Consider the following 4319-nt stretch of genomic DNA (forward strand, 5'->3'; position numbering starts at 1 on the left):
AACCAAAGGCCGTTGGGAACAATTTTGGGATCGTATTAATCAAGCAGGATTAATTGGTCTGGCAGAAATTTGCTAGTTATTTATAAGAAGCAAGCAGTACATTAATTCGAGGTCATACCCAACCCATGAGTATCTTGAGGCTGTTGATAGTTATTTTCCAGCGGCTAACATCGAGTACTATTATTATGATCAATTAGGCTCAGCTTATAGTGACCAACCGAATGAACCAGAACTTGTTAAGTTGCCACGTTATGTTGAAGAGGTAGAGCAAGTAAGAAAAGCACTTGGATTAAATCACAATAATTTTTATTTGTATGGACAATCGTGGGGTGGGTTATTAGCTATCGAGTATGCATTGAAATATCAGCGAAATCTGAAAGGATTAGTCATTTCGAATATGATGTCTAGTGTCCCTGCCTATAATACTTACGCTGAAAAAGTATTAATGCCAACTATGGATCAATCTGCACTCGCTGAAATAAAAAAATTAGAAGCAGCAGGTCAATATGAAGATCCTAGATATCTCACATTGCTAAAAGATCATTTCTATATCCAACATTTGCTGCGTATGCCAGCTAATAAATGGCCTGAACCAGTTGAGCGTTCCTTTAAACATCTTAACTCTAAAGTTTACATTCCAATGCAAGGACCTAGTGAACTTGGAGCAAGTGGGGCCTTGATAAATTGGGATCGTTCTCGAGATCTTAAGAAAATTACTGTACCTACACTCGTTATGGCAGCACGCTACGATACAATGGATCCTAAACATCTTAAATGGATGGCGGAACAGCTGCCAAATGGACATTATCAATATTGCCATAATGGAAGCCATCTAGCGATGTATGATGACCAACAATGTTATTTCAATGGGTTAATAAACTTTTTAAAAAAATAACGTATGGTTATGTCCCATTAACAGATACTTTGATTGCACTACATTAACATTTTTTGAGTTGGCCCCTCAGCGCAGCGGTCTTAATGTGGGGCCTTTAAGGAGGCAAGTGTATCATCTATCCATCTTAGAAAACAAAATATTATTTTCCCGATTTAGCACCTAATTATGAGAAAATAGCATGTCAAAATTAGTAGGATACGCTCGTGTCAGCACGAGTGACCAGGATGTTCAATTACAACTCAATGCCCTAGAAGCCGCAGGCTGTTCAAAAAATAAAATATTTATCGATAAAATTTCAGGTGTTCGTACTGAAAGACCTGGATTGGATAAGTGCATGGAGGAATTGGAATCCGGAGATACTCTTTTAGTATGGCGATTAGACCGATTGGGTCGTTCAATGGCTCATTTAGTGACTTTAATTGAAGATTTAGGAAAGAAAGGTATTGGATTTCGATCGCTCTGTGATGGTGCTATTGATACCACAACCGCTTCAGGTGAGCTAATTTTTAATATTTTTTCATCATTGGCACAATTTGAACGACGATTAATTCAAGAAAGAACTAGGGCTGGCTTAGACGCTGCACGAGCTAGGGGTCGAAGTGGGGGAAGAAATAAAATTGCGTCAGATAATCCAAAAGTACTTATGGCTAAGCGCATGCACAAAAATCATGGTATGAGTATCAATGATATCTGTCAAACTCTAAAAATTTCTCGAGCGAGCTTTTATCGTTATTTATCTTTGGAGTAAATGCTTGTTTTTGTTGCATTTATTGCATCATAAATGAATGTTACCGCAGGGGTTATTTGGTAAGTTATTTGATAAGTATTATAATCCGAATAAAAATGGGTTATAATTCACCAATATAGTTATTTGGAAGTCAGTATGTGATGCGCTTAAAAGAATTAATACAAAAACATGGGATCTCATTAAGGCCTCCCAAAGCAGTTGGGCTCAAGCCAGAAGAAATTGAGGTAATTCTATCGTACCCTATTTTTCAGAAATGTGCTGCTGAAAGTGTGGTTAAAAAACTCATTCAGCATCTTTGTGAAACAAACGTAAATAGCATCCAAATTGAGTATTTATTTAATGAAAATGGAGTGCTTTGGAATGAGATACAAGCTGATCTTTGTTCGCCTATCATCACTTCATTTTTCCGTGATTGCGACTATGCGCGCAAGTATGAACGAGTATTAGAGCCCAATGTTAGCCCATTGACTCAACCTCTACTGGAAAGAGGAGACTTCTTCGATTGCAAAATGCGATATGAGCTAAGCGAATTAGTAACAATAGGCATCGGTATTTTTCTTGCGGAAAAATCTAAAAGTAATAGCATAATTTTGGATGAAGACATCATTAAAAAACATTTTCCACTTTATTATACAAATCACATAAAAAAAATAGCAGAACTTCATTTACAAGGGAGAACTTCAATGCACTCTTTCTATTCACAAGGCAAACCGCTGGAGATGCTACAAGCAGAAAAATATTTAACTAAAAATCCAGCCTTGAAATCAGAAGGAACAATTGAATATCTGAAAAAAACGCATCAACAACTAAGAGGAAAGTTTGATATTCAGCGTATTATTGGAGATGTCTATATTTATTCCGAATTAATAAAAAAAGAACAGGAACTTCCTGATTCATTGAAAGCTGAATACCATTGTGCAACGGAGATTTATTTAATGTATCTCATTGAATTGGCTGAAACCATGTATGAGAATGGTGATAGTGAAGTCTGTTCACTTGATGGGGTATTTGATGAAAAATATAAGAAATTTTTTTCGACCGAATTTGATCCTTCTGTGTACACAGATAAAGAAGAGTTTGAATTTTATTCTTTCGCGAAACAAGGAGGCGAAGCACTATTGCAAAACAACGACGGTATTTTCACCTTTGCAATATCTAATCTTTTAGGACATCTAAGGCTGATGAATCCAGCAAGAGTGATGGAGGGGGAACATGGAGCTATTTATACTTTTCTTAAGGATTTTTTAAGCACAACATCCCCAAAATGTGAAATTTGAACCAAGGATAATTTACACTTTTCATTTATGTTGCCTAAAATTGTGGCAGAATGTTCATTGAGACCACTAAATATTGCTGAAACGCTAGAGCTAGCTGAATGATTATTGCTTAGAGTACCTTTTCGTTCCATTGCTTGTCACACCCCTACATACGCCTGGTAAAAACAGGAAATAAAACCCAAATTGATATAAATCCCTGGTGTAAATAATCGGAATCGAATCTCAATCTTTGCTACATTTGCTACATTGAAACAATTTAGCCTTAACTTGCAGGATGGACACTTCCAAAATCTTTACATGATCAATAAATACAATCGATTAACTCCGCCTTTCTCCTAGTAGCCACACCTCACAAATGTAGCAATCTTCATGCTACTTAATTGCTACAACAAGCTACACTTTTAAACCACATTCCTCTCTAGAGGAATAATATTAATATTGGTCGCATTTTGCTTAACGTTCCATATATCATATTGTGATTGCAAATTAATCCACATATCTATACTAGTATTCAAAAATCGTGATAATCGTAAAGCCATCTCAGGACTAATACCTGCATGTTGATTTAATAAGCGAGACAAAGTAGTTCGGGTAATTCCAAGCCGATCGGCGGCCTCAGAAATAGATAAGCCAGTACCATCGATGAGCACATCCTTTAATATTACACCAGGGTGCAATGGTTCATGTATCATGATAACCTCCAAAAAATATCTTAATCAGTGATAATCCAGATAATCGACCAAAATAGCATCAGCTCCTTCAAATCCATAAATAATCCGCCAATTTCCATTTACTGTTACAGAATAGTAGCCTTTGTAGTTACCTTTTAAGGAATGGAATCTCATTCCTGGTAAATCAAGGTCTTCTGGTTTTGAGGCAGCATCAAGCAACTGAAGAATGATCTTCAATTTATTTTTATGCTTCACCTGGATCCCGGAAGTTACCCCATTCTCGAAAAACAGACGCAGCCCTTTATGTTTCCAGTTTTTTATCATATGTATAGTGTAGCGTAACGGTTTACAAAGATCAAGTGCTATGTGGATAATATCACTAGAGTACTCCCTTTTGATGCCTGTCGTGATCTTGAAGCACTTACACTTTTAGCTATCAAAGGATGCCGACTGTATAATTTGATAGAACAAAATCACATAGTCTAAAATCTATTGGTAGACAGTCTTGGCTTTCTAACTTTCAAATAATTCTTCTATGGTCGATTGCATCTCTTCTTGACTGGGTTTTGCATAGCGAAAAATTTCCTTAATGGACACATTCCCACTAGGGAGTGTAATTTTTATGGTTGACAATAGATGTTAAAACGGTAATACTAGCTTCAATTAAAAACCTGTTAGGTGCTATTGTGGCAAAGTATTATCGAGTCATATTTGAAGAATATGATATG

At 36.3% G+C, this 4319-nt stretch carries 5 protein-coding genes; 3 read left to right on the plus strand and 2 right to left on the minus strand.

Features of this window, described 5'->3' with window-relative positions:
• Positions 1 to 100 precede the first annotated feature (100 nt).
• The 3 genes from ELY15_RS13885 to ELY15_RS13895 all read left to right on the plus strand — a co-directional run bounded on the left by ELY15_RS13885 (position 101) and on the right by ELY15_RS13895 (position 2920).
• On the plus strand, positions 101 to 895 hold the full coding sequence (locus tag ELY15_RS13885; protein ID WP_127101052.1) for a proline iminopeptidase-family hydrolase: 795 nt from the start codon (positions 101 to 103) through the stop codon (positions 893 to 895).
• Between the two features lie 178 nt (positions 896 to 1073).
• Entirely contained in the window at positions 1074 to 1643 is a 570-nt protein-coding gene (locus tag ELY15_RS13890) for a recombinase family protein (RefSeq protein WP_127101054.1), read from the plus strand.
• 140 nt (positions 1644 to 1783) lie between these two features.
• Positions 1784 to 2920 (plus strand): hypothetical protein, encoded by a 1137-nt coding sequence (locus ELY15_RS13895; RefSeq protein WP_148111248.1) that lies wholly within the window; start codon positions 1784 to 1786, stop codon positions 2918 to 2920.
• 401 nt (positions 2921 to 3321) lie between these two features.
• On the opposite strand, the gene ELY15_RS13900 is transcribed toward ELY15_RS13895, so the two are convergent.
• Both ELY15_RS13900 and ELY15_RS13905 read right to left on the minus strand, forming a co-directional pair.
• Positions 3322 to 3612 carry a HigA family addiction module antitoxin gene (locus ELY15_RS13900; protein WP_199744231.1) on the minus strand — a complete coding sequence of 97 codons (291 nt, stop codon included), beginning with the start codon at positions 3610 to 3612 and terminating at the stop codon, positions 3322 to 3324.
• A gap of 24 nt (positions 3613 to 3636) precedes the next feature.
• Complete coding sequence (locus ELY15_RS13905; protein ID WP_127101058.1) at positions 3637 to 3915, minus strand: type II toxin-antitoxin system RelE/ParE family toxin; 279 nt, start codon at positions 3913 to 3915, stop codon at positions 3637 to 3639.
• Between the last annotated feature and the right edge of the window lie 404 nt (positions 3916 to 4319).

The organism is Legionella sp. km772 (assembly GCF_003989735.1).
Classification (GTDB): domain Bacteria; phylum Pseudomonadota; class Gammaproteobacteria; order Legionellales; family Legionellaceae; genus Legionella.